Origin of the sequence: Mesorhizobium sp. M2A.F.Ca.ET.043.02.1.1 (assembly GCF_003952405.1) — a bacterium.
GTDB lineage: Bacteria > Pseudomonadota > Alphaproteobacteria > Rhizobiales > Rhizobiaceae > Mesorhizobium.
The window spans coordinates 376,390-400,522 of sequence record NZ_CP034445.1 but is presented as its reverse complement, the minus strand read 5'-3'; the positions used below and the strand labels follow the sequence as shown (position 1 = coordinate 400,522).

The 24,133-nt window shown below is 64.7% G+C and carries 20 protein-coding genes and 1 pseudogene; 3 read left to right on the top strand and 18 right to left on the bottom strand.

Going from position 1 to position 24,133, the window contains the following annotated elements; all coding sequences use genetic code 11:
* Positions 1 to 214: 214 nt before the first annotated feature.
* From EJ068_RS01915 to map, 10 genes and pseudogenes are all read right to left on the bottom strand, one after another.
* Positions 215 to 1,531 carry an ArgE/DapE family deacylase gene (locus EJ068_RS01915; RefSeq protein ID WP_127253322.1) on the bottom strand — a complete coding sequence of 439 codons (1,317 nt, stop codon included), beginning with the start codon at positions 1,529 to 1,531 and terminating at the stop codon, positions 215 to 217.
* Positions 1,531 to 2,490, bottom strand: a complete 960-nt coding sequence (locus tag EJ068_RS01910; protein ID WP_127385993.1) for an ABC transporter permease — start codon at positions 2,488 to 2,490, stop codon at positions 1,531 to 1,533. Before EJ068_RS01910 ends, EJ068_RS01915 begins: the two co-directional genes overlap by 1 nt.
* Positions 2,487 to 3,413, bottom strand: a complete 927-nt coding sequence (locus EJ068_RS01905) for an ABC transporter permease (protein WP_245463315.1) — start codon at positions 3,411 to 3,413, stop codon at positions 2,487 to 2,489. The genes EJ068_RS01910 and EJ068_RS01905 overlap by 4 nt, the downstream gene beginning before the upstream one ends.
* A 67-nt stretch (positions 3,414 to 3,480) precedes the next feature.
* Positions 3,481 to 4,467, bottom strand: coding sequence for an autoinducer 2 ABC transporter substrate-binding protein (locus EJ068_RS01900; RefSeq protein WP_127253720.1), 987 nt, complete (start codon positions 4,465 to 4,467; stop codon positions 3,481 to 3,483).
* Positions 4,468 to 4,499: 32 nt separating this feature from the next.
* The gene (locus tag EJ068_RS01895) at positions 4,500 to 5,270 is read right to left on the bottom strand and encodes an ATP-binding cassette domain-containing protein (protein ID WP_127253719.1); all 771 of its coding nucleotides are present in this window, start codon (positions 5,268 to 5,270) and stop codon (positions 4,500 to 4,502) included.
* A 28-nt stretch (positions 5,271 to 5,298) separates the two neighbouring features.
* Entirely contained in the window at positions 5,299 to 6,075 is a 777-nt protein-coding gene (locus EJ068_RS01890; protein WP_127253718.1) for a glutamine amidotransferase, read from the bottom strand.
* Positions 6,076 to 6,141: 66 nt separating this feature from the next.
* On the bottom strand, positions 6,142 to 7,320 hold the full coding sequence (locus EJ068_RS01885) for a PfkB family carbohydrate kinase (protein ID WP_129554454.1): 1,179 nt from the start codon (positions 7,318 to 7,320) through the stop codon (positions 6,142 to 6,144).
* Between the two features lie 266 nt (positions 7,321 to 7,586).
* Positions 7,587 to 8,339, bottom strand: coding sequence for a DNA repair protein RadC (radC, locus tag EJ068_RS01880; RefSeq protein WP_128314707.1), 753 nt, complete (start codon positions 8,337 to 8,339; stop codon positions 7,587 to 7,589).
* A gap of 244 nt (positions 8,340 to 8,583) precedes the next feature.
* Positions 8,584 to 9,266: pseudogene (locus tag EJ068_RS01875) on the bottom strand (OmpW family protein).
* 428 nt (positions 9,267 to 9,694) lie between these two features.
* A complete protein-coding gene (map, locus tag EJ068_RS01870) occupies positions 9,695 to 10,522 on the bottom strand; it encodes a type I methionyl aminopeptidase (protein ID WP_127251166.1) in 828 nt (275 codons plus the stop codon).
* A gap of 171 nt (positions 10,523 to 10,693) precedes the next feature.
* On the opposite strand from map, the gene EJ068_RS01865 reads away from it, so the two are divergent.
* The 3 genes from EJ068_RS01865 (at position 10,694) to EJ068_RS01855 (ending at position 11,950) form a co-directional block, all read left to right on the top strand.
* Positions 10,694 to 11,089 carry a hypothetical protein gene (locus EJ068_RS01865; protein WP_127386263.1) on the top strand — a complete coding sequence of 132 codons (396 nt, stop codon included), beginning with the start codon at positions 10,694 to 10,696 and terminating at the stop codon, positions 11,087 to 11,089.
* Positions 11,090 to 11,200: 111 nt separating this feature from the next.
* Entirely contained in the window at positions 11,201 to 11,437 is a 237-nt protein-coding gene (locus EJ068_RS01860; RefSeq protein WP_126082327.1) for a hypothetical protein, read from the top strand.
* A 213-nt stretch (positions 11,438 to 11,650) separates the two neighbouring features.
* The gene (locus EJ068_RS01855; protein ID WP_126082328.1) at positions 11,651 to 11,950 is read left to right on the top strand and encodes a DUF982 domain-containing protein; all 300 of its coding nucleotides are present in this window, start codon (positions 11,651 to 11,653) and stop codon (positions 11,948 to 11,950) included.
* A 76-nt stretch (positions 11,951 to 12,026) separates the two neighbouring features.
* On the opposite strand, the gene EJ068_RS01850 is transcribed toward EJ068_RS01855, so the two are convergent.
* From EJ068_RS01850 to EJ068_RS01815, 8 genes are all read right to left on the bottom strand, one after another.
* On the bottom strand, positions 12,027 to 12,713 hold the full coding sequence (locus EJ068_RS01850) for an aspartyl/asparaginyl beta-hydroxylase domain-containing protein (RefSeq protein WP_127251164.1): 687 nt from the start codon (positions 12,711 to 12,713) through the stop codon (positions 12,027 to 12,029).
* Between the two features lie 100 nt (positions 12,714 to 12,813).
* Complete coding sequence (locus tag EJ068_RS01845) at positions 12,814 to 14,307, bottom strand: efflux transporter outer membrane subunit (protein WP_127251163.1); 1,494 nt, start codon at positions 14,305 to 14,307, stop codon at positions 12,814 to 12,816.
* 11 nt (positions 14,308 to 14,318) lie between these two features.
* Positions 14,319 to 17,462: an efflux RND transporter permease subunit gene (locus tag EJ068_RS01840; protein ID WP_129554453.1), complete on the bottom strand. Its 3,144-nt coding sequence runs from the start codon at positions 17,460 to 17,462 to the stop codon at positions 14,319 to 14,321.
* A gap of 4 nt (positions 17,463 to 17,466) precedes the next feature.
* Positions 17,467 to 18,759, bottom strand: a complete 1,293-nt coding sequence (locus tag EJ068_RS01835; protein WP_127251161.1) for an efflux RND transporter periplasmic adaptor subunit — start codon at positions 18,757 to 18,759, stop codon at positions 17,467 to 17,469.
* Positions 18,743 to 21,889: an efflux RND transporter permease subunit gene (locus EJ068_RS01830; RefSeq protein ID WP_129554452.1), complete on the bottom strand. Its 3,147-nt coding sequence runs from the start codon at positions 21,887 to 21,889 to the stop codon at positions 18,743 to 18,745. Before EJ068_RS01830 ends, EJ068_RS01835 begins: the two co-directional genes overlap by 17 nt.
* Entirely contained in the window at positions 21,886 to 23,025 is a 1,140-nt protein-coding gene (locus EJ068_RS01825) for an efflux RND transporter periplasmic adaptor subunit (protein WP_189342316.1), read from the bottom strand. Before EJ068_RS01825 ends, EJ068_RS01830 begins: the two co-directional genes overlap by 4 nt.
* Positions 23,018 to 23,212 (bottom strand): hypothetical protein, encoded by a 195-nt coding sequence (locus tag EJ068_RS01820; RefSeq protein ID WP_127253873.1) that lies wholly within the window; start codon positions 23,210 to 23,212, stop codon positions 23,018 to 23,020. The genes EJ068_RS01825 and EJ068_RS01820 overlap by 8 nt, the downstream gene beginning before the upstream one ends.
* 87 nt (positions 23,213 to 23,299) lie before the next feature.
* Positions 23,300 to 23,992, bottom strand: coding sequence for a hypothetical protein (locus EJ068_RS01815; protein ID WP_245463314.1), 693 nt, complete (start codon positions 23,990 to 23,992; stop codon positions 23,300 to 23,302).
* Positions 23,993 to 24,133 lie beyond the last annotated feature (141 nt).

Below are 24,133 nucleotides of genomic sequence, written 5' to 3'. Positions count from 1 at the left end.
GTCCCGTTCCTCCCGGCATTCCAAACGCGCGAAGCGCCCCGAAATGCCAAGCGCATCATGCTCGATTTCCGGTTGAAATTCCAGAGCCGACTATCTGATTGGAAAAATGTTGCTTTTTACGCCCGGTTTTCGAGGCGCAAGGCGGCGGCTGCCAGATGGCCGGAACGCCATGCCAGCGCGATCGCTATTTCTCTGGATCATGCTCCAGCTTGCTCTAGCGGCACCATTTCTCCACGGCAATCGCAATTGCCTTCGTGCAATCAACGAGGTCGCGCACCGAAACGCGCTCATTGGGCTGATGCGCCTGCGCCGGGTCGCCGGGACCAAAATTGACGGTCGGCGTGCTGCCGAGGCCTGTCGGCAGGCCGATGTCGCTATGCGCGCCGAAGCCGCTCAGCGCCGGCGACAGATTGGCGTCCTTCACGGCCTCCTGGAAGACACTCACAAACGGACTGTCGGAGGGGATTTCGGCGCAGTCGGCATCAAGAATCCATTCGACCCGGGCAGGGTGCCGGCGCAGATAAGGGTCCGCCTGGCAGATATTGGCGATATGCTCTTCGATCTCGCGCTTGACGTTGCCGCCCAGCCTGAATTCGTCATGCTCGCTCGGCAGGTACTGCGCGTCGATGATGATCTCGCCGCGACCAGCCATGGAGGAGGGGTGCTCCCCGGCATTGATCTGGGTGACGATGATCTGGTTGGGCAGGTCCATCAGCGGATGGTTCTTCCTGGGGTCGAACATCCAGCGCCGGTTTAGGATATCAATGCCGTCGAGGATCTGCCGGCAGAGCTGAACCGCATCGACCGGGCCGCTCGAATACCAGGCGTTCGGCGTCAACTCCGCATGGCCGCCGATACCGTCGATGATGATCCTGCCCCACAATATGCCGTGGCAGAGCGGCGCGATCTTGTTTGCCGTCGGCTCGGTCATGATGCCGGCATCGGCGCTAAAGCCGCGATCGACCATGGCCAGCGACCCCATGCCGCCGATCTCCTCGTCGACGACGGTGGTGAAGACGATGTCTCCGGAAAGACTGACGCCGAGCCCCTTCAGGATTTCGACTGCCATCAGCATGCAGGCGACGCCGCCCTTCATGTCGACGGTGCCGCGCCCATGCAGGAAACCGTCCTTCAGCACGGGCTGGAACGGATCGGTTGCCCAGTGTCCGGCTGCGCCTGGCGGCACGACGTCGATATGACCGGTCAGCATGATAGAGCGGCCGCCGCCCGTGCCCTTCAGCACGCCGCCCAGATTGGGCCGGCCTTCAAAAGTCCTGCCCTTGTTAGCGCCGGCGCGTCCCTTGTATTTTTCATAGAGCGCCGGGCCGTCCGGGTCCCACAGATCGGTGGTGAAGCCGAGCGCCTCCAGGCGCTTCTGCAGATAGAGCTGGCAGTCGCGCTCGCCCGGGCCGGCCTCTTTCGGATTGGATTTCACGATCGAGGGGAAGGCGACGAGATCGCTCAGCGTCTCGACGATGCGATCGGCCGCTGCCTCGACGCGCGCGGCGATGGTCTGTTCCATGGAAGGCATTAGGATCTCCAACGTTGGGAAAGCCGGTCGGCAAGAAGGACGAACACCAGAAGGGCGCCGACGATCCCCACTTGCCAGACCGTGTTGATGTTCAGTTGCAGCAGGCCGGTCTTGAGCGTGACCAGGAGCAGCACGGCCGCGAACACGCCGCCGACGCCGCCGCGCCCGCCGGTGATGGCGATGCCGCCAAGCATCGCGGCGGTCAGCGATTCCAGCTCGAGGTTCTGGCCGATATTTGGCCTGCCGCTGCCGAGCCAGGCGAGCGAAACCAGGCCGGCGGCGCCGGCGAGCGCGCCGCTCAGGGCGTAGAGGATGAAGCGCACGCGATCGACAGGAATGCCGACCAGCCTGGCCGAGCGTTCGTTGAAGCCCATCGCGTAGATCCAGCGCCCCCAGGCCGTCGCCATCAGCCCAAGGCCGGCCAGCGCGAAGCAGGGGATGGCCAGGGTGAGGAAGGGCACGGGAATGCCGGCGACGACACCGCGCCCCCATACAAGCAGCCATCCTGGCACGCCCGGCTGGGCCGCGCCGCCGGTGACGGCAAGCGCTACGCCGGAATAGACGAAGAAGGTGCCGAGCGTCGCGATGAAGGGCAGCAGCGCCAGGCCGTTCACCAGCAATCCGTTGAGGGCGCCGAGCGCTGCGCCGGCCAGGATGCAGACGGCCGGCAGCAGGACCGGCGGCAAGCCCAGTTTGAGCGACAGCATGGCGATGATGGCGGAGAGCGAAACCGCGCCGCCGACCGATAGGTCTATGCCTGTGCCGCCGGCCAGGATGACCATCCCCTGTCCGAGGCCGACCAGCGCCAGGATGGTCGAGAACTGAAGAATGGTGGTTACGGTGCCGAGATTGAAGACGGAAGGCTTGAGCGCCAGCAGGCCGACAATCACGATCAGCCACAGCGCGCACAGCAAAGCCAGGGTCAGGGCCGGGCCCTGCAGGTTCCGAAGCGTTCTCATGCGCGGGCTCGCTGGAACCGGGTAAGAGGCAGGCGATTGGAGACCGCTTCGAAGCCGAGCACACCGATGATCAGCACGCCGGTGACGACCGGCTGCCAAAGCGAGGGAGCACCGATCAGAAGCAGGCCATTCTGGAGGATTCTGAGCAGGAGCACGCCAAGCACCGTGCCGAGCAGGCTGCAGCGGCCGCCCAATATGCTTGTGCCGCCGAGAATGACCGCGGCGATGGCATCCAGCGCCGAGGTGCTGCCGATCGACATTTCAACGTTGCGGTAGGTTGCGACATAGAAGGTGGCGGCAATGCCGGTCAGGACGCCGCTGATGACAAAGGTCAGGAATCTGACCTTGATCACCGGAATTCCCGAAAGCCGCGCCTTTTCTTCCGAATTGCCGATCGCCAGCAGATGCAAACCATAGGGCGTGCGCCGCAGTGCCAGCCAGACAATCAGATAGGCAACGGCGATCACCAGGGCCGGCACGGGGATGCCGAGCACGGTGGTTGCCAGCAGATCGGTGAGGCTCGAGGGCAGGCCGGAAAGCCATTGCCCGCCAAGCAGCGCAAACACGGCGGTGCGGTAGACACCAAGCAGGCCGAGCGTTCCGACGATGGCCGGAATGCGGCCCAGGACGACGATGGCGGCCGTCACGCAGCCCAGCAGCGCTCCGACGAGCGGGCCCGCGACAAGCGCCACGAACGGGCTGCCATCGGCGCCAAGTATGCGGCCGATGGCGATGGCCGCGAGGCCCATGACGATGCCGATCGAGACATCGATGCCGCCCATGGCGAGCAGCAGGGTCATGCCGAGGCCGATCAGCAGCAGTTCGACGCTGTTGCGCAGCACGGTGACCGCGTTGCCCGGGGTCGCGTAGTGCGGCGATGCGACAGAAAAGATGACGACCGCAAGCAAACAGGCGACAAGCAAAGACCACTCCCGCCCATTCATGGAGAAGACACCGGTTCCAGACTGCCGCACTACGTTCACGTCAGGCTCAGAAGTTGAACTTGTCGACATTGTCCTTGGTGAAGACGGCCGGCGGCCCGAGCAGCAGGATGCCCTTGGCGGCATCATAGGTGGCGGGCTTGTCGAGGCCGGCAATCTTGTTCTCGGCCTCGAAGCTCTTGCCGTCGATAAGCTGCTTGCCGGCCCAGACCGTCAGGTAGCCGAGCTGTTCAGGATCCCACAGCACGGTGAAGCCGAAGGCGCCGCTCTTCAGATAGGAGCGGGCGGTGTTCGGGCTGCAGTAACCGGTCCCGATAACCGAGCCAATCTTGCCGACGGTCTCGATCGCCTGGGCAACGCCCGGGCAGGTCGAGGATGCGACGGCGATGATGGCCTTGATATCGGGATTGGCGGCCATGAGGTCGCCCGAGATCTGCGCGGCGCGCTCGGCCGTGCCGCCGGCGAATTGCGGGGCGAGCAGCTTCAGCTTGGGATATTTGGCGGCGGCTTCCTTCTGCATGAAGCCGATCCAGGCGTTGAGATTGGACGCGGTCGCCTCGCCGGAGACGATGCCGATCGTGGCGTCCTCGCCGACGCGCTTGACCAGCTCGTCGATGATCGTGGTGCCGAGGCCCTCGTCGGTCGCCTGCGCCACATAGACCGCGCGGCCGCTGTCGGGCGCGTCGCTGTCGCTGGTGAACAATTTGATGCCCTTGGCCTTGGCGCTCTCCACCACCGGGGCGATGCTCGAAGCATCGAGAACGGAGACCGAGACCGCTTCGACGCCTTGGTCGATCAGGTTCTGCACGATCTGCAGCTGGTCGACCGGGTTGGTGTCGACCGGGCCGGAATAGACGAAATCGACGCCGAGATCCTTGGCGGCACGGTTGCCCCCCGCCTCCATGGCGTTGAAATAGGGGATGCCGATCAGCTGCGGGACGAAGGCGACCTTATGCTTGTCTGCCGCATGCGCCGCCGTCACGGCGACCAACGACAGGGCGGAGACCGCGAGCACTTTCCTGAGTTGTGAAAGCATTATGTGTGATCCTCTCTGGAATGACGTGCATGTCAGTTTGTTTTTTCGAGCGCCCGCACGTCGGGATGGGCGCCTGTTATGAGCGAAACGACTTCCTCGTGATTGGTCTCCGCGGCCAGGCGTTCGGCCACCTTGCGGCCACGCCGGAACACCACGATCCGGTCGGCAACCTCGAAGACTTCGGAAATGTTGTGGCTGATCAGCACGACGGCGCAGCCGCGGCCGGCAAGGCGCCGAGTCAGCGCCAGCACTTTGCGGGTCTCGGCGACGGCAAGGGCGGCCGTCGGTTCATCCATGATGACCAGCCGGGCGTTGAGATTGAGCGCCCGGCAGATGGCGACGGCTTGGCGCTGGCCGCCCGACAGGCTGCCGACCGGAGCCCCGGGATCGGAGATATGGGCGTCGAGTTCCTGCAGAAGGCCGTCGACGCGCTGGCGCATCTCCGCTCGTTTCAGAAAAGGGATGCCAAAAATGGAGCGTTTCAATTCGCGGCCGAGGAAGACGTTCTCGGCGATCGAAAGGTTCTCCGAAAGCGCCAGTTCCTGGAAGATTGTGGCGATTCCGGACGCCGCGGCATCCTTGGGCGAGACGAACGCGACCGCTTTGCCTTCAATGAGAAGCTCGCCGTCGCTCGGCGGATGAGCGCCAGCCAGGATCTTGATGAAAGTCGACTTGCCAGCGCCGTTGTCGCCGAGCAGCGCCAGCACTTCGCCGGGCCTGATTTCCAGGTCGACATCGGCAAGGGCAGTCAGCGCGCCGAAGCGCTTGGCGATGTTCCTGGCGACGAGAAAAGGTGCCGTCATGACGATCTCTCCGGCATTCGTGGATAGGCTAGGCGGCCTTGCTGACCCAGCGCAGCATATTGGTCCAAAGCCGCGCATAGCCTGGCCATTCGACGAAGCTGTTCGGCAGCCAGTGCGGGCCGATGTCGGACGTCCAGACCAGGGTGCGCCCCTCGCCATGGCGCCCGGTAACCAGCAGCGGATGGCCGCCCTGATCCTGCGGCAGCCGCGCCAGGATCTCGACATCGTCGCGGTCGCGGGCAACGACCTCGTTGGCGCCGAGCAGGATCGGCCATTCGCCCTCGATGCCGGCAAGTATCGGGTGATCCCTGGGGCCGGTGATTTGAGGCCGAAAGCCCTCGGGGATTTCGAGCCGGTCGTCATAGGGAAGGCAGGTCACCGGCAGCGCGTCCTCGACGGCCGTGCGGTGCCAGCGGGCCTTGCCGTCGATGCCCTGGAAGCTGAAATAGCCGCCGATCATGACCAGGCCGCCACCGCCTCGCGTCCAGTCGCGCAGCAGCTTGAGCCGGTTGGGCACGGTCTTGCCGAGCAGCCAGACATCGGGATGCAGCAAAAGCGAGTTGGCGCCGATATCGGAGAGCACGATCGCCTTGTATTGCGACAGGCCCTCCATGGTGAAAGGCAGCTTCTCGACTGCCTCGTGGGCCGGCATGTATTCAAGATCGAACTCGCTGTCCTTCAAGGCGTTGACCAAAGGCGTGGCGCCGAGATGGAAGGTGACGCTGCCGAACTGGTCGAAGCCCTTGTAGTGGGTGGCCGAACTCATCCAGCTCTCGCCGACCAGAAGAACTTTCGTTTTCGCCATGACCCATGTTCTCCCGATATTGCCTGTTGGTCGCCTGCCAGCCGCCTGGGCCGGTAAGCCATTGATCTAGCTGGCCATCACGGCGCTCGCGGCAGCGGTTGCCTTCAGTGTCGCGAAGTCGGCGATGTAGCCTTGCGCGCCTTCGACCGTCGTCGTCAGGCTGGCGCCGACCGCGGCGTAGCGGGCAGCGGTTTCCGGCGACGCGCCATGTAGCCAGAGGCTGAGGAAGATGCCGGCGAAGCTGTCGCCGGCGCCGGTCGCGTCCACCCGGTTGACGGGCAGTGCCGGCACCTCGATCTGCGGTCCGCCGGTCGCCGGAAAGACCACCGCGCCGAACTCGCCCAAGGTGAGCACGACCGTTCCGCGCGGCTTGATGCGCGACAGCATGAGGCGAACCTCTTCGATCATGGTCGCCATGCGCGTGCGAAATCCGTAGATCTCCCTGATCATCACATCATTGATGAAGGTCAGGTCGATCTGCCCGACCATCTGCGCGAAGATTTCAGGCGTGCGCGCGCTCCTGGGCAGGCCGGCAGAATGCAGGCTCACCTTCCAGCCGGCCTGGTGGAAGCGCGCTATGGATGCCGTCATCGTCTCGTAATGGAAGCCTTCGATGTGAAGGCAGGCGGGTCGCTTTTCGGGTTGGATGTGGAGATTGGCGGTGAGGTCGACTTCGCCCAGCTCGAAAGGCTCGCTGATGATGGTGCGGCTGCCGTTGCGCTCGATAATGACGATCGCCTGCGAGAGCCGGTTGTTGGGCGTGCTGCGGATGGGCAAGGCGTGCACGCCCAGCTTGGAAAGCTCGCCCAGCGCCCAGTCGCTCTCCGCATCGTTGCCGACCGCCGTCGCCAGTTCTACGTCAAGCGCGTAGGGCGCCCCGACACCGGCGGCGGCAACCGCGAGATTGGCCGCCGGTCCGCCGAGCGCCTTATCGATATGGCTTGCCGTGATCCGGTCGTCGCGATGCGGCAGCACCTCGACGCGGCAGAGGAAGTCGACGGACACCCGTCCGGCGACCAGGAGCCTGGGCAGATGGTCGAGATTCTTCGGCCGCTGCGGGGCACGGCCGGGCAGGGAGCGCGCAAACGAGCTCGGCCGGTACATCAGGGCGGCGATCGCCTTCTCTATGCGCTCTCGCGTGCCTTCCTTGAGGCCGGCCGTGCCATTGATGAAGTTCGAGACCGTGCCGATGGAAACACCGGCGGCTCGTGCGACATCGGCAATAGTCGGGCGTTTGCGTTGCAAAGGCGTGATCCAATTGAAGCGTTTCAAACGCTAGCAGTGGATATGCGGAGCCTCAACGGAATTATCTTCTAAAGAAGCTGCTGCGCTCTTCCCTGGATAGAAGATTGATCCACGCCGGAGCCGTCGCAGGGATCAGTCTTTGCGCAATTGAACGATTTTCAAATTCAGCCTTTTGCGCGCTGTGCCGCAGGCCGCGCCAGTCATTGGCAGGCGCATGGTCCGATCTGCGGTAGCCGGCCAAGCCCGTGGCAATCTCCGGCAGCCGATCAGATCAGCAGCAGTCCTTTCATCGAGGCGTTGCCCTTGCGGCCGATGATGATGTGGTCGTGCACGGCGATGCCGAGGGGCTTCGCCGTATCGATGATCTGCTTGGTCATCTCGATATCCGCACGCGACGGCGTCGGGTCGCCGGACGGATGATTGTGCACCAGGATGACGGCGCTGGCGGAGAGCTCGAGCGCGCGCTTCACCACCTCGCGCGGATAGACGGGCGTGTGGTCGACGGTGCCGGTCTGCTGCACCTCGTCGGCGATCAGCCCATTCTTCTTGTCGAGGAACAGAATGCGGAACTGCTCGCGGCTTTCGAAGGCCATGGCGGAGCGGCAATAGTCGAGCAGTTGCGTCCAGTTGGACAGCACCTCGCGACCGCGCACCTCGCCACGCGCCATGCGTTGCGCGGTTGCGGCAATGACTTTTAGATCGATTGCGACAGTCGGCCCGATGCCTTTGACTTCCTCGAGCAGCGATGCCGGCGCGCCGAGCACTTCGGCCAGCGAGCCGAAGCGGGCGATCAGCGCCTTGGCGATCGGCTTGGCGTCGACGCGCGGGATCAGCCGGAACAGCAGCAGCTCGAGCAGTTCGTAGTCAGGCAGGGCGTCCGGCCCGCCGGCGGCGAAGCGTTCGCGCAGACGATCGCGATGGCCGTGATAGTGCGGCTTTTCGATCGGTGCGGCCTTGGTGGGCCGCCGGACGGGCAGCTCCGCGAAAAATCCCCGCTCGTCGTCGCTGGTTTCCCCCATGGTCGCCCGCCCTTGGCCGGAAAGGCCCGGCAGAAGGAAACTGTAAGCCGACGGGTCGGACGCAGTCGAGTTTTTTTCGGCGCGAGCGCGAAAATCCCTGCATCGGCCCCGTCATGATGATGGTGTAAGCGTGCTCCACCGGCGATGATTTGGAGTGGCCAGCATCCGAGGTGAGAGGAGGGTGCAACATGGCATCCTCTCTCATGGCCAGTCAAAGTCGGCAACCGGCTTCTGTCCTGCCTTGTCAGAAGCGGTAGGTGACGCCCGTGCCAATCAGCCAGGGGTTGAGCTTGGCCTTGCCAGTCAAGTTCGTGCCGCCGACCGTGACGTCGAATTTCGGCTCCAGAAAGAGCTTCTTGACGTCGAAATTGACGCCCCAATGCTGATCCAGCATGTAATCGAACCCGACCTGCAGAGCGCCGCCGAACGTGTTCTTGACATGGAGGGCGTCAGCGCTGCCGGCATCCTGATTGTAGAAGATCGTGTAGTTCAGGCCGGCGCCGACATAGGGCTTGAAGGCGCCGAAATCGGTAAAGTGGTATTGCAGCGTGAGTGTCGGCGGGAGCACCCAGACCTTGCCGACCTTGCCCAACCCGCTGATCGTCCCCTCGCCGTAGATATTGGCGTAGGTGGTGCCGAGAATGAGTTCGGCGGCGACGTTGTGAAGTAGTAGGAAATGTCCAATTCCGGCGTCACGGTATCCGAATAGGAAAGATCGGAGCCGGGGATTCCGTTGACGTTGCCCTTGTCGTCCGTGATCACGCCCAAGGCGCGCAGGCGAATCTGCCAGGGACCCGATGCTGCTACAGGCGGCTCGTTCTGTGTCACGGATTGTATGTCCGCCGCCGTGGCCTGCTGCATCCCTGCCACGACAAGCGCTGCGGCAACTGCGATCCCCCGCCACTGCCCAACCCAGTTTCTCACCATAATATCTCTCCATGGAATTCCAATGTGGTGCGCTGCAGCAATGACAGCCGTGGAGAGATGCTCGGTTGATCCAGGTCAACGGTCGGATGATTAATTGGAGGCTGCGTTCAATTCGACGTCGCATGTAACAAAAATGCTACATGATGATCACGGCGGGTCCGCTGTCCGGAACGCCTCGAAGGAAGGGCCCTAACCGGGCTATGATGCGGAAGGTCGCCACGGCCGCTCTTTGTCGGGCGCCAGAGGCCTTTCGCGACTCCAAGGAGCCACGGATTCGATTCTCGTCAAGCGAGCGCCTAAAGCGCGTCGCGATCTTTCAGACTCGCTCCATGCGCTTTAGGTTTTTGATTTTACGCATGTCTATATCCCGAAACCGGTTCCCACTTTCGGGAGACATGCTTTAGCCGGGAAGGCCGGCGGTAAGAAAGCTAGGCCGGCAGGCCGGGACGGTCGAGCTTTTTTGGCGACAGCGTGAAGATCTCGCAGCCGGTATCCGTGACGCCGATCGTGTGTTCGTATTGCGCCGACAGCGAACGGTCGCGCGTGACCGCCGTCCAGCCGTCCGACAGGACCTTCACATGCGGGCGGCCGAGATTGATCATCGGCTCGACGGTGAAGATCATGCCGGGCCGCATCTCGACGCCTTCATTGACAGTGCCGTAATGCAGGATGTTCGGCGCGTCGTGGAAAAGCTGGCCGACGCCGTGGCCGCAGAAATCGCGCACCACCGAGCAGCGCTCGGCTTCGGCATAGGTCTGGATCGCGGCGCCGATGGCGCCGGTGCGGGCGCCGGGCTTGATCGCGGCGATGCCGCGCATCAGGCATTCATAGGTTACTTCGAGCAGGCGCTCGGCAGCGCGCTTGATGGTGCCCACCGGATACATGCGCGAGGAATCGCCATGCCAGCCGTCCAGAATATAGGTGACGTCGATGTTGACTATGTCGCCATCCTTCAACGGCTTGTTGTCGGGAATGCCGTGGCAGACGACATGGTTGATCGAGGTGCAGGACGATTTGGTGTAGCCGCGATAATTGAGCGTCGCCGGCAATGCGCCGTGGTCCATGCCGAATTCGAAGACGAAGCGGTCGATCGCTTCCGTCGTCACGCCGGGCTTGACCATCGGCACCAGCTCGTCGAGGCAGCGCGCGGTAAGATCGCAGGCCTTGCGCATGCCGGCAAAACCTTTCTCGCCATAGAGGCGGATCTGGCCGGTGTTTCGAAGGGGGGCCGTGGCGGCGTCGAGATAGGTAACCATTTCTGTCCGTTTGCCGGCGTTGGCTCCGAAGGAAGCCGAGTGCCAGAATCTGCCCCAGATTTGGCACCGGAAGCCGCAAGGTTCAAGGACGAAGTGCGATTGCGCCGTCCATTGCGGCTTTCCTTCTGGCGTTCCATGGGTTAGGGCCGGTTCTGGTATCTGGAGATCGGCTTGACGGCACCTGAACGCGAAAGATCGAAGCTGCTGCCGGTCAGGATCGCTTTTGCCGGCCTGATGGCGCTGCTGATGCTCGCATTGCTGGGCTTCGCCCAGGCCGGAATCTCTGCATCGGCCGTCCCCCTCCAGGGTGGCTCCAGCATCAGCGCCACCCGCCAGGGCGACACGATCGCGCTGCTCAGGACCTCCGGCAAGACGCAGGCGCTTGAGGTTCGGGCTAGCCGGCCGCTGCCCGTAAAGCTTGTCAGCGGCAATCCCGGCGCGCTGGCGCCCGCAGCCGATTTTCTGGTTATCGGCCAGGCGTTGCCACCCGAAATGGGTGTCACGCCCGCGGCGGGAACCGCAACGCCGTCGCGTACGAACCAGCCACGCGCGCCACCCGCCGCATAAGCCCCGGCCGCCGAGCGCGGCATCCAAATCAAAACACGTCTTCGCGTCGCGATCCAGCGACGGCCGCCGGCCGTCCGCCGGTTGCGTGCGCTTCAATACGGATTTTCTTCAATGCAACGCATCAAGACATTCAAGACACTCACCCGCGCGACCGCCGCGGCCTGCTTCCTGGCGGTTCAGGCGGTGATCTGCATCGGCACGGTCTACTGGGCCGTTGCCGCCATCCTTCGCATGGAAGGAACGGCGGCCATCGTGCTCGGCGCCATCTTCGCGCTGCCATCCGCTTATCTGCTGACGGTGGTTACCCGCATGGCCTATGACGCGGAGACCGATCCGGCCAATCAGTAGCGCCGACGATGTGGAACAAGAGCAAGGGCAGGGCGGTGTGGGTAGTGTCGCCCTGTCACCTAGCCTGCGCGGATTGGCCGGGCGCGCCGCCTGACGCATCCGTGAACCGATTGTTGATCGCACTGAGGTCACATTCCTGAGTCAGAAGGCCGCAAAAGCAACTTTTCACATCGAGCGGCGTTGCTGGGCCTGCGCTCGTTCGGGAGACAGGGAATGGACAGACTGCAATTCGAGGTGCCGGTGCGCATCACGCCCGCGCCCGGCCTGCCGGTCGAGGAGATCTACAGTGTCGAGCAGGCGCTCGATTTCCTGCAGGACTGGCCGAAGCGCAGGCAGGGCAAGATCTACGAAGCCGCCTTCAATGCCTGCTTCGGGGCGACGGTCGATGTGGCCAGCACCGAGGAAGCCTGCCGGGCGTTCGCAACCTTCTGCCGCGTCAGCGGATTGCTGGCGAGGGACGCGATGTTTCCCGGCAAGCGCAGAGCAGGGACGCATCGCGAGGCGCGCGCCTGAGTCTCTATTTCGTCCAGGTCTTTCTCTGAAGATCGCGTCGTCGGGCGACATGCATAAGGCGTCGATCGCAGCTGGTTCAGCCGCCGAACGACACGCCTCGGCAGCGCATTCCCACCTGCACACCGCGCACGATCACGCGCGACAGGATTTCCATATCCAGCGGCATTTGCGGACGCCACACGTCGAGCAGAAGAGCGACGCGCGGCTGATCCGAGTTGTTCATGACTTCGTGCTCGAACGTGTCGTCCCAGAGCATGCACTCGCCGTCGGCGATGCGCCTTTCCTCATGGTTGATCATCATGATCGTTGCCGGGTGGCCGTCCGGCTGTTTGGGGATGGCGAGCCCGAGGTGAAAGCGCATGATGCCGCGGAATGGTCCGCGGTGCGGCGGGATATGCTTGCGCGGGGCGAGGAAGGAGACGGCCGCCGACTTGACCTCGGGGCATTCGGTGAGCAGCCGGCTCAGAACCGGCATGCGCGCGAGATTCTCCGGCACCGTCATATCGTAGGCCTTGAGCACGAACATGCGCCAGTCGAGCCCGTCATTGGCAGAGATATCGGCCTGCTCCGGCATGATGTCGTGGAAACGCGGCGCCTTGTTCAGCTTTGCCGCCAGCGCTTCATCGCGGATGTCCTGCCAGGCGGCGGCGAACTTAGCCGCATTGGGAAAATGCGTGCCGGCATCAAGAATGGCCGGCGCATCTATGCGCTTTTCATAGATACGGCGAACCAGATCGGTTCCGAGATCGTAGGCGCCTGTCATCTCATTACCTCAACGAGGCTGTTATATAGTGGGATATTGTTTGCGGGCGTCGCTCACGGAGATTTGTTCGGGCCGGCGGATAGACCGCACGGCTCGCCGGTCATTGCGTCTTTGATGCCAGCCGCGGACCGGTGCGGACATCTATGATTTCGGGTCTGGCCGTGTCGATCGCGCCGTTCCAGCCACCGCCAAGCGCCTTGTTCAAGGCTATGTAATCGGTGGCGATCGAGACGCGGCTTTGCAGGACGGAATCGTCGGCGGAATAGGCTGAGCGTTCGGCATCGAGCACGTCGAGGAGGCTGGTCTCGCCAGCCTTGTAGAGCGTTCTTTCAAGCCGCGCGGCATCGCCGTAGGACTTCGCGGAGGAGGCGAGCTTGCCGTTCCTGATGCGCTCCTGCGACAGCGAAACGGTGGCGTTTTCAACGTCTTCCAGCGCCGTCAGCACGGCGGCCTTGTAGGCGACGAAATACTGGTCGCGCTGGGCCTTGGCGACGTCGACGGCCGCCTGCAATTGGCCGCCATTGAACAATGGCACGCTGAGGGTGGGGCCAAAGGACCAGCCGATGGTGGAGTTCTTGCCGAGATCGCCGAGCTTGAGGGATGTGGTGCTGATGTCGCCGGTCAGGCTGACGCCCGGATAGCGCGCCGCCTCGGCCTGGCCGATCTTGGCGGTGGACTGTGCATACTGCCGCTCGGCCATGCGCACATCCGGATGGGCGAGCAGGATGTCGGCCGGGATGCCGGTCGGGATCGGCAGGCGGGGCGCTGGGATCGGCGTTGCGTGCCTCAAGCGCTCGTTGAGGGCCGCTGGCGGCCGCCCGGTCAGCACGGAAAGGCGATGCACGGCCTCGGCATAGCTGGCCTCCAGGCTCGGAACGCCGGCTTCCGTGCCGCTGGCCTGTCCTTCCGCCTTGGCTACGTCCGCCGCGGTCGCCGAGCCGGCCAAGGCCATTGTGCGGGTGAGCTGGGCGGTTTGCCGCTGCGATGCGGCAGAGCGCCGGGCAAGCGCTATGCGGGCCTGATAGCCGCGTGCCTGGACATAGTTGGAGGCGACATCGCCGACCAAGGTCAGTAGGGTCGAGCGCAGGCTTTCCTCGGAAGCGTCCAAGCCATAGCTGGCGGCCTCGACGCTGCGGCGGTTGGCGCCGAAGAGGTCGAGTTCCCAGCTGGCATCGAAGCCTGCCTGATACTGGTCATAGGTTGTGCCGGTTGCCGTGCCCGAGCTGGTTGCTGTGGCCCTATTGCGGGTGGCCGAGGCCGAACCGTCGGCGGATGGGAGCAACGTGCCTACCGACTGCCGGTAGCTTGCCCGCGCCTCGCGGATCTTGGCCTTGGCGGTGGCGACATCGAGATTGCCGGCGACCGCCTCCGCGACGAGCGCATTCATCTCGGGATCGCGCAGGCGCCGCCACCATTGCGACAGCTGCGCCGGCTTTGCCGGCCTTGCCGCCTTCTGCCCGCTCCAGCTTGCCGGCATCGCCAGCAGTGGCTTCTGGTAATCCGGACCGACAACGCATCCCGAGAGCAGGGCCGCGGCAAACGCGGGCAAAAAGAACTTCTTCGCGGTCGCGAGACCGCGTTCAAAACCTGGCATGGAAAAAACCTCTATTCTTGAGTGGCTGTGGCTGGGGTCCCGCCTGAATTCTCGTTGGCTGCCTTGCCCTTGAAGATGCGGCGCACTGTGACGAAGAGAAGCGGCACCAGGAAGACGCCGATCACGGTCGCCGCGATCATGCCGCCCATAACACCGATGCCGACCGAGTTCTGCGCGCCCGAGCCCGCGCCGCTGGCGATCGCCAGAGGCGTGACGCCGAGGATGAAGGCCAGCGATGTCATCAGGATCGGCCGCAGGCGTTGCCGCGCCGCTTCGAGCGTTGCCTCGACCAGCCCCATGCCGGCAGACTGCCGCTCGATGGCGAACTCGACGATGAGGATGGCGTTCTTGGCCGCCAGGCCGATCGTGGTGAGCAGGCCGACCTTGAAATAGACGTCATTGGTCTGGCCGAAGAGGGTGGCCGCCGCCAGGGCGCCGAAGATGCCGATCGGCACCGACAGCATCACCGCGAACGGGATCGACCAGCTTTCGTAAAGCGCGGCAAGGCACAGGAACACGACCAGCGCCGAAATCGCGTAGAGCGACATCGCCTGATTGCCGGAAAGCCTCTCCTGATGCGACAGACCGGTCCATTCATGCGCATATCCGGCGGGTAGTTGCGCGACCAATTTGTCGATCTCGTCCATCGCCGCGCCGGAGCTTTGGCCTGCGGCCGCGGCGCCCTGGATCTCGACCGCCGCCGAGCCGTTGTAGCGTTCGAGGCGGGGCGAACCGTAGGTCCAGTGGCTGGAGGCGAAGGCCGAGAACGGCACCATGGCGCCGCCGGAGTTGCGGACCTGCCATTTGTCGAGATCTTCCGGCTGCATGCGGAAATCTGCGCCCGACTGCAGATAGACCGGCTTTACTCGTCCGCGATCGATGAAGTCGTTGACATAGTCGCTGCCCCAGGCGGTCGACAGCGTGTTGTTGATGTCGGCGAGGCTGATGCCGAGCGCGCTGGCCTTTTCCTGGTCGATATCGATCGAGAATTGCGGCTGGTCCTCCTGGCCGTTGGGGCGCGTGTTGGCAAGTAGCTTGCTCTTTGCAGCCAGACCCAGAAGCTGGTTGCGCGTCTGGATCAGCGCGTCGTGGCCGGCGCCGTTGACGTCCTGGAGGTAGAAATCGAAGCCGTTGGTGTTGCCGAAACCCTGGATGGCGGGTGGGGCCAGCGCGAAGACCTGGGCATCCCTGATCTTGGAGAAGGCGCCCATGGCGCGGCCGGCGACCGCAGACACGGAAAGAGCCGAGGTCTTGCGCTGGTCGAAATCCTTCATCCGCACGAAGGCGATGCCGACATTCTGCCCGGCGCCGCCGAAGCCGAAGCCGGAAGCCGTGAACACGCCTTCGACCGCGTCCTTCTCTTCATTGAGATAGTGGTTGGTCACCTCGGCCAGCACGCGCTCGGTGCGGTCCTGCGTCGCGCCGACCGGCAGTGAAGCGCTGGTGATCAGAATGCCCTGGTCCTCGTCCGGCAGGAACGAGCTCGGCAGCCGGGCGAACATCCAGCCCATGGCGATGACGATGGCCAGGAACACGGCGAGGAAGCGCCAGGAACGCTTGATGATGCCGTGCGAGCCGTCGCGGTAGGCGATGGTGCCGCGATCGAACATGCGGTTGAACCAGCCGAACGGACCCCGTTGCGTCGCATGGTCCTTGGCCGGGCGCAGGATGGTGGCGCAGAGCGCCGGCGTCAGCACCAGTGCCACCAGCACCGAGAGCACCATTGCCGAGACGATGGTGACGGAGAATTGCCGGTAGATGATGCCGGTGGAGCCGCCGAAGAAGGCCATCGGCACGAAGACTGCCGACAGCACGGTGGCGATGCCGATCAGCGCGCCGGTGATCTCGTTCATCGATTTGCGCGTCGCTTCCTTCGGCGGCAGGCCTTCCTCCTGCATGACGCGCTCGACATTCTCGACCACGACGATGGCGTCGTCGACCAACAGGCCAATGGCGAGAACCATGGCGAACATGGTGAGCGTGTTGATCGAATAGCCGAAGAAGGAGAGCACGCCGAATGTGCCGAACAGCACCACCGGCACGGCGATCGTCGGGATGATGGTGGCGCGCAGGTTCTGCAGGAAAAGCAGCATCACCAAAAAAACCAGCACGATCGCTTCGGCCAGCGTCTTCACCACTTCCTCGATCGACAGCCGCACGAAGGGCGAGGTGTCGTACGGGTAGACGACCTCGACGCCTTGCGGAAAGGTCGAGCTTAGGCGATTGATCGTCGTGCGCACCGCTTCCGCGGTGCTGATCGCATTGGCGCCGGTCGCCAGGCTGACGGCGACGCCGGCGGCCGGCTTGCCGTTATAGTGGGCTTGGGTGGTGTAGCTTTCGGCGCCGATCTCGACCTTGGCGACATCGTTCAGCCGCACCAGCGAGCCGTCGGTATTGCTCTTCAGGATGATGTTGCGAAACTGCTCGGCGGTCTGCAGCCGGCTCTTCGCCGTGACGGTGGCGTTGAGCTGTTGGCCCTTGCGCGCCGGCAACCCGCCGAGCTGGCCGGCCGAGACCTGCGTGTTCTGCGCCTCGACGGCCGCGGCGACATCGCTCGGCATCAGCGAATATTGCGCTAGTTTGTCCGGGTCGAGCCAGATGCGCATGGCATAGCCGGAGCCGAAAAGCTGCGTCGAGCCGACACCTTCGACGCGCTTCAGCGTGTCGTTGATCGTTGAGTCGACATAGTCCGCGAGGTCGGTCGAGTTCATCTTGCCGTCGCTGGAGACGAAGCCGATGACCATCAGGAAGCCGGTCGAGGATTTGGAGACGGTGATGCCGTTGTTCTGGACGACCTGCGGCAGCTGCGACTGCACGAGCTGCAGCTTGTTCTGCGTCTGCACCTGGGCGGTGTCCGCGTTGGCGCCGCTGGTGAAGGTCAGCGTGATCGAGGCCTGTCCGGTCGAGGTCGACGTCGCCGTCATGTAATCGAGGTTGTCGATGCCGGTCATGCCCTGCTCGATGACCTTGGTCACCGAGTTCTCGACGGTCTGGGCATCGGCGCCGGGATAGCTGGCGCTGATGTTGACCGTGGTTGGGGCGATCTGCGGGTATTGCGAGATCGGTAGCGACTGCAGCGCCAAGAGGCCGCCCAGCATGATCACGATGGCGATCACCCAGGCGAAGATCGGCCGGTTGATGAAGAATCCCGACATCGCTTCAGTTCCCGGTTGCGCCAGAGGCCGGCTGCTTGGCGGCACCGGCGGCATTGCCGCCGGCGGCGGTGGCCGAGGCGGAGCTCTGCTCGCGGTCCTTGATCTCGCCGGTCGTTTCGTCGATCGTCACTTCGACCGCTGTCGCGTCGCCGCCGGCGCGCGCCAGCTGCAGGCCCTCGACGATGACGCGGTCGCCGTCGCCGACGCCGGAATCCACCAGCCAATTGTTGCCGACGCTGTTGCGCACGCTGAGCACGCGCTGCTCGACCTTGCCCTGGGCATTGACGACCATGGCCGTCGCCTGGCCCTTGGGGTCGCGGGTGACGCCGCGCTGCGGCACCAGGAAGCTGTTTTGGGCGACGCCTTCCTCGACGATGGCGCGCACATACATGCCAGGCAAGAGCAGCCGGTCGGGATTGGGAAACTGGGCTCTGAGCGCGAAGGTGCCGGTCGACTGGTCGACATTGGCGCCGGCGAACTCCAGCTTGCCGTTCTGCGCGTAGATGGTGCCGTTGTCGAGCTTCAGCTTGACGCTGACATTGGTCCCGCTGAACTTCAGCCGGCCTTCGTTGATCGCCTGTCGCAGATTGAGCAGGTTGGTGCTGGACTGCGTGACGTCGACATTGATCGGATCGAGCGAGCGAATGGTGGTCAGCACCGTTTCCTGGTTGGCCGTGACCAATGCTCCCGGCGTCAATGTCGATTTGTCGATGCGGCCGGCGATCGGCGCGGTGATCGAGGTGCGGTCAAGGCTGATCTTCGCGGTTTCGACGCTGGCCTTGGCCGCTGCGACGTCGGCCTGCGCCTGCGCCAGCGTCGCGGCGGCATCATCGTAATCCTGCTTCGAGACGACGTTCTGCTTCAGCAGCCCGGCATAGCGGTCGAACTTGGCCTGGGCGGTGGGCACGGCGGCTTCAGCCTTCTGCTGCGTCGCGACGGCGCTGTCATAGGCGGCCTGATAGCTCGCCGGGTCGATGAGGTAGAGCGGCTGCCCCGCCACCACCTCCGCGCCTTCCTGGAACAGCCGCTGTCGGATGATGCCGTCGACCTGCGGGCGCACCTCGGCGATGAGCGAGGCGGCCGTTCGTCCCGGCAGCTCGGCGGTGATCGCGACCGATTGCGGATGCAGCGTCACGACGCCGACCTCGGGCCTGCCGGCACCCCCCATGCCGGCCGGCACCTGGCTCTTCTCCTGCGAGCAGGCTGCCAACAGAAGCGTGGCGTACAGGAATCCCGCCCAGGGAGACAGGCGGCGTAGCCTTGCCGGCGATGGAGAACGATCAGGTTGGGTATGCATTGGCTGGATTGTTCCCTGGAGTTGTGGTCCTCGCCCGGCCGTCCGCGCCGGGCTGTTCGACCAACAGCTTGCCGAGGTGACGGGCGAGGAAATGCTGGATGTCGTCCATGAAGGTATAAACGACCGGCACGTAGACGAGGCTGAGTACGGTCGAGGAGATGAGCCCGCCGATCACGGCGATCGCCATCGGCGCACGCGTCTCGGCGTCGGCGCCGATGCCAAGCGCGATCGGCAGCATGCCGGCGCCCATGGCGACCGATGTCATGACGATGGGCCTGGCCCGCTTGCGTGCGGCGTCGAGCAGTGCCTCGAAGCGGCTCATGCCGTGCTCCTTCTCGGCGACCAGGGCATATTCGACAAGCAGGATCGAGTTCTTGGCCGCGATGCCCATCAGCATGAGTATGCCGATCAACGGCGAGATGCCAAGCGCCTTGCCGGTAATGAGCAGGAAGCCCAGCGCGCCGCCGACCGAGAGCGGCAACGCGACCAGGATGGTCACCGGCTGCACGAAGCTGCGGAAGAGCAACACCAGCGTCAGGTACATCAGGATGATGCCCGCGGCGATTGCGGTCGCGAAGCCGGAAAAAAGCTCCTGCATGCGTTGGGCATCGCCGCGCGCCAGTTCATGCACGCTGGCCGGAAGGTTGCGCATCGCGGGCAGGGCGCGGATGGCTTCGGTCGCCTGGCCGAGCGTCAGGCCGGAAAGATCGGCCTCGATCGTGGCGCTGCGGCTTCTGTCGACACGCGTGATGCTGTTTGGGCCGGCGTTGAAGCCGATATCGGCGACTGCGCCAAGCGGAACCACGCCCTTGGCGCCGGTCAGCGGCAGCATGGCGAGCTTTGCCGGATCGTCGATGGCGCCGTCGGGCACGGTGACGATGATCGAGACCTGACGGTCGCCGAGATTGAATTTCGCCAGGCTGGTGTCGGTGTCGCCGATGGTGGCGATCTTGACCGTCGCTGCGATCTCGGTCGGCGTGACGCCAAGCTCGGCCGCCTTGGCGCTGTCGGGGCGTACGATGAGCTCGGGTTTGGTGGTGGCCGCGGTCGACGTCGGATTGATCAGCCCGGGAACCGATTTCATTGCGTCGATCAGTGCATCGCTGGCCTTTTCGAGGGCTTCGCCATCGTCGCCGACCAGCGTGATCGACACCTTGGCGCCGGAGAAGCCGTCGGCGCCGAACTGCATGCGGGCGCCGGGAATGCCGTTTAGCTTCGGCGAGGCCTCGGCCTCGAATTGCTGCTGGCTCATCGTCCGCTCGGCGCGCGGCTTCAGGTTGACCGTGACGGTCGCCGTCCGCACTTCGGCCGAGCTCGAGCTTTGGTTAGGTCCGCCGCCCGAAGACGCAGCCGTGCCAATGGTCGCAAACACGCTGTCAACGGCCGGCTCCTTCTCCAGTCCTCTGGTGATGTCCTGCACCACCGCCGTGGTCTGCTCGATGGTGGAGCCGGGCTGCAGCTCGACCGAGATCATCGAGCGACCGCGGTCGGCCGCCGCCATGAACTCGGTCGGCAGCTGGGTCGCCAGCAGCATCGAACCGGCGAAAAAGGCAATACCGGCCAGCAATGTGATCCAGCGGTAATCGAGCGCCTTGCGCAGCAGCCACAGATAAGTCGGCACCAAGGCAGGCGTATCGTCCTCGTCATGGCCACCGGCGCGCACCAGATAGGCGCCCATCAGCGGGGTAAGCATGCGCGCCATCAAGAGCGAGAACAGCACCGAAACGCAGACGGCGACTGCGAACGAGAAGAAGAACTTGCCGGGAATGCCGGGCATGAAGGCGACGGGCAGGAACACGGCGACGATGGTGGCGGTGGTCGCCACCACGGCGAGGCCGATCTCGTCCGCCGCTTCGATCGCCGCCTGGTAGGCGCTGAGGCCGGTCTGGCGCATATGGCGCACAATGTTCTCGATCTCGACGATGGCGTCATCGACAAGGATGCCGACGACCAGCGACAGCGCCAGCAGGGTGATGTTGTTGAGCGAGATGTCGAAGGCCGCCATCACCGCGAAGGTCGGGATCAGCGACAGCGGCATCGCCACCGCCGACACCAGCGTCGCCCTGATATCGCGCAGGAACAGCCAGACCACGCCGATGGCGAGCAGGGCGCCGAGCCACAAGGCTTCGAAGGCGGCGTCGTAGCTTTCCTGGACGAAGCCTGACGAGGAGGTGACTTCGGTGAATTTTGCCGCCCTGGTCTTGGCGCCCATGTCGGCGATGGCGGCGCGGGCGGCCTTGACCACGTCGATCTCGCTCGAGCCCACCGATCTGTAGACATTGAAGGCGACGACCCGCCGGCCGTCGAGATAGGCCGCCTGGCGCGGCTTTTCCCAGCTGTCGACGACGGTGCCGAGGTCGGACAGCTTGACGTCGCCGGCGCCGCTCAGCGCGATGCGGGTATCGGCCAGCACCTCGACGGTCGTTGCGCTGGCGAGCGTGCGCACCGACTGCTCCTGGCCGCCGATATTGGCGCGGCCGCCGGGCTGGTTGACGTTGTTGGAGGCCAGCGTCTGGCTGACGTCGCCGGCGCTGATGCCGAGAGCGGCGAGCCGGTCGGGGTCGAGCTCGACGCGGATGACGCGGTCGACGCCGCCGGAACGGGTGATCTTGGAGACTCCGTCGACACCGAGCAGGACCTTGGCGACGTCATTGTCGATGTACCAGCTCAGCGCGTCGGGCGACATGGTCGGCGCCTCGACGACGAAGGTCAGCACCGAATTGCCCGTGGCGTTGACCTTCGCCACGACCGGCGTCTGGGCCGCGGCCGGCAGGCTGGATTGCACGCCGGAGACGGCGTTGCGGACATCGTTGGTGGCGGTCTCGGGATCGGTGCCGAGGGTGAATTCGATGGTGGTGACGGACGAGCCCTCGCTGATCGAGGTCGAGACGTCGTCGACGCCTTCGAGGGTCGCGACCGTGTTCTCGATAACGCGCGCGACCTGGACTTCCATTTCGCTCGGAGCCGCGCCCGGCTGCGCCACCGTGACGGTGACGGTCGGCAGGTCGATGTCGGGCATATTGTTGGTGCGCAGCTGCATGAAGCCGTAGACGCCGGCAATGCCGAGCGACAGGAACAGCACGATGGTCGGAACCGGATTGCGGATCGACCACGAGGAGATGGCGTTCATTGTGCGGGCTCCGCCGTGCTTGCGGCGTCGGCAGCCTTCGTCTCGTCGGCGGAGACGCGCACGAGGTTGCCGTCGTTCAGGAAGCCGGCGCCGGCGACGACGACGCGGTCGCTTTCCGACAAGCCGCTTTCGATGGCTACCCGGCCGTTCTGGCGCGTGCCGGTTGCAACGGGATGCGCGCCGACCTTGCCTTGATCGTCGACGACGAACACAGCCGGTTTGCCGTCATGCCAGACCAAAGCCGTTTCGGCGATGGTCAGTTGCCGGGACGACGCCGTCTCGATCGTGACGCGGGCGAACATGCCGGGCTTGAGGCCCGAGCCTTCGCCGACGGTGACATAGACGGTGGCAAGGCGCGTGGTCGAATTGACGGTTTCGGCAATCGAGGAAATGTTGCCGGAAAAGGCGCGGCCGGATGCGTCGACGATGTTCGCCGGCTGACCGGCCGAGATTGCCGCCAGGTCCTTTTCAGGGACAAGCACACCGACCTCCAGCCTGCCGTCACGGACGATCTTCATCAGCTCGGTGCCGGCCTGGACGATGGAGCCTGCCACGGCCGGCTTGCTGGAGACGATGCCGTCGAACGGGGCGCGGATGGTCGTCCTGTCGAGCTGGGCCTGCAGCCGCTGGGCGGCGGCCTCTGCCTGGTCGACACTGGCCTTGCCGGTCTTGACGGCGGTCGCCTTGTCCTCGGCGGTTTCAGCGCTGACGGCGTTGCTGGCGAGCAGCCTGTCGGCGCGCGCGGCGGCCGACAACGCAGAGTCGAGCGTCGCCTGCGCCTGAGCGATGGCTGCCTTCTGCTCGGCGAGCTGGGCCTTGAGGAGCGAGTCATCCAACCTTGCGACGACATCGCCGGCCTTCACATGATCGCCCTCGGCCACCAGGACTTCGGTCAGGCGCAGGCCGCTCTCTTCGGCGCCGATCGTCGCTTCCTGCCATGCAGCCACCGTGCCGGTCGCGCTGACCGACGATGTCACCGTCTGGGCGACCACCTTCTCCACCGAAACGGTGAGCGTCGCTGCCGGCGCAGGCGTCTGCGTCGCCGGCTCGGGCGTGGCGCGGCCATAAGCCTTGAGCGCTGCGACGGCGGCCAGCGCGACCAGCAATGCCAGGAGAAGAAGATGTCTTTTACGCAATTTTGCGGTCATCGTTTTTGACATTGGACGAGGCGATCGGAAGCGACAGCCGATAGCCTGCGAAGTTCAACCGGATCGCATGCTCGATCGACGTGGGCGCCGCGGCTGGCTGCGAAGCCTGCCGGCCGACCCGCAGGCCCGGGGCAACAGACACGATCAGGCGCAGCATCATCAGCGCTTCCCACATGGTGCTCTCCTCGCCTCGCGCATCCAGCGGCGGTGCGGGGCATCTCAAGTTGCAAGAAGAGAACCGGCCGGCCCTTGAACGGGTGGGTCAGAGGGCCGGCCGGCGCAACCGGTCAGAGTTGCTCGCCACTCCGGGGTAGGGGTGGAGGGAGCTGTCCGTGATCAGGCAGACCTCCGGGGCCGGCTGCATCCGGCGGATTGCCCCATGGAACGGGGGGTGGCCATGCGGCCGGTCCGCCGAAGCGAGGATTTCGAGCTGTTCGGGCGTCAGCTTGGCCCGCAGCACAGTGATGGCGTCCTTGAGCTTGGCAGCGGATGCGGCGCGCTTGGTCACCTTGTCGGCCAGATTCTCCTGGGAGGCGAAGGGATCGCGCTTTGCCTGATCCGGCTTGCCACCGGCGGCCTCGTCCGGCCCGCGGCCGGGCGGGGCGAAATCGGGCCGCGGCGGTGGCGCCAGCACCGCCTGCAGCGCGGTGGTATAGTCGCGCCATGCATCGAGCTGCTCGGAGCGGATGCCGATCCGCGTCTCGAGCGCTGCGAGCCGGGCGGCGAGAAATTCGGGAGGCGGACCCATGCGACGCGGGCCGAAGTCTTCCGGGCCTTGACGCATCGCCCAGCGCTGACCGGGCCACGGCTTCATCGGGCCGGGGCCAGCATCGTCTTGCCGGCCGATTGCCGGCGGCTCGTCTGCGGGTGCAGCGCCGGGCTCTGGCTGGGCGGCGAACACCGGATGGACGGCCGCGACCGAGAACAGGCCGAGCGCCAGAAGTCTGCTTCGCATGACGTGATCCTTTCCTGCATGCTTCGGATGCCGGGAGAATAGGAAGCGTCTTTTGCCGCTTTGCTTCGGCGCGTTGCCGAAGGTTTCCAGAAAAAGGAGATTTGTTTCCGAATGTTTCCGGCGGGGTTTTGGAAACGTTCC

Excerpts from the sequence above, each read along its gene's own strand:
- EJ068_RS01830 (WP_129554452.1), bottom strand. The coding sequence starts at position 21,889 with ATGAACGCCATCTCCTCGTGGTCGATCCGCAATCCGGTTCCGACCATC.
- EJ068_RS01850 (WP_127251164.1), bottom strand. The coding sequence starts at position 12,713 with ATGACAGGCGCCTACGATCTCGGAACCGATCTGGTTCGCCGTATCTAT.
- EJ068_RS01915 (WP_127253322.1), bottom strand. The coding sequence starts at position 1,531 with ATGCCTTCCATGGAACAGACCATCGCCGCGCGCGTCGAGGCAGCGGCC.
- EJ068_RS01900 (WP_127253720.1), bottom strand. The coding sequence starts at position 4,467 with ATGCTTTCACAACTCAGGAAAGTGCTCGCGGTCTCCGCCCTGTCGTTG.
- EJ068_RS01910 (WP_127385993.1), bottom strand. The coding sequence starts at position 2,490 with ATGAGAACGCTTCGGAACCTGCAGGGCCCGGCCCTGACCCTGGCTTTG.
- radC (WP_128314707.1), bottom strand. The coding sequence starts at position 8,339 with ATGGGGGAAACCAGCGACGACGAGCGGGGATTTTTCGCGGAGCTGCCC.
- map (WP_127251166.1), bottom strand. The coding sequence starts at position 10,522 with ATGGTTACCTATCTCGACGCCGCCACGGCCCCCCTTCGAAACACCGGC.
- EJ068_RS01820 (WP_127253873.1), bottom strand. The coding sequence starts at position 23,212 with ATGTGGGAAGCGCTGATGATGCTGCGCCTGATCGTGTCTGTTGCCCCG.
- EJ068_RS01860 (WP_126082327.1), top strand. The coding sequence starts at position 11,201 with ATGCAACGCATCAAGACATTCAAGACACTCACCCGCGCGACCGCCGCG.
- EJ068_RS01815 (WP_245463314.1), bottom strand. The coding sequence starts at position 23,992 with ATGCGAAGCAGACTTCTGGCGCTCGGCCTGTTCTCGGTCGCGGCCGTC.
- EJ068_RS01840 (WP_129554453.1), bottom strand. The coding sequence starts at position 17,462 with ATGTCGGGATTCTTCATCAACCGGCCGATCTTCGCCTGGGTGATCGCC.
- EJ068_RS01895 (WP_127253719.1), bottom strand. The coding sequence starts at position 5,270 with ATGACGGCACCTTTTCTCGTCGCCAGGAACATCGCCAAGCGCTTCGGC.
- EJ068_RS01845 (WP_127251163.1), bottom strand. The coding sequence starts at position 14,307 with ATGCCAGGTTTTGAACGCGGTCTCGCGACCGCGAAGAAGTTCTTTTTG.
- EJ068_RS01855 (WP_126082328.1), top strand. The coding sequence starts at position 11,651 with ATGGACAGACTGCAATTCGAGGTGCCGGTGCGCATCACGCCCGCGCCC.
- EJ068_RS01835 (WP_127251161.1), bottom strand. The coding sequence starts at position 18,759 with ATGCATACCCAACCTGATCGTTCTCCATCGCCGGCAAGGCTACGCCGC.
- EJ068_RS01890 (WP_127253718.1), bottom strand. The coding sequence starts at position 6,075 with ATGGCGAAAACGAAAGTTCTTCTGGTCGGCGAGAGCTGGATGAGTTCG.